Source organism: Mycobacterium sp. NGS49 (assembly GCF_059812565.1).
This window is the reverse complement of record NZ_JCALCX010000118.1, coordinates 1-346: the sequence shown is the minus strand read 5'-3', so window position 1 is coordinate 346 and position 346 is coordinate 1. Positions and strand designations below refer to the sequence as shown.

The window sequence follows — 346 nt, the reverse complement described above, 5'->3', positions numbered from 1 at the left end:
GGGACAGCAACAGAGTCTTCCCTCAAGGGGGGTTGTGGCCAGGTTGTTGGATCGAGAGTTTCGGTGCGGCAACGTTTTTGGTGACTGGACGCCGCTGTGTGCAGTCGATGGCTAGCCTTTGACGGCTTTCCTGGTCGTGTCGGTGTCGACAGCGGTTCCCATCCAGCGTGTAAAGCGTTGCCAGCAAGGTCGACAGGCTGCCAGGACCTACCGAGATACCGCTGATCATTTCAATGTTAGGAGAATGACGTGGAGCTCTTGATTGCGGTGCCCGAAGAGATGGCATCAGCTGCGGCCGACTTAGCCAGTGTTGGTTCGACTGTCAACAGCGCCAACAGCGCCGCGG

Annotated in this window: 1 protein-coding gene; it reads left to right on the top strand. The window is 58.1% G+C overall.

Translation table 11 applies throughout. The features are described 5' to 3' along the window. Positions 1 to 249: 249 nt before the first annotated feature. The coding region (locus tag AC5Y7D_RS30950) for a PE domain-containing protein (protein WP_499930008.1) at positions 250 to 346 on the top strand (97 nt) is incomplete at its 3' end.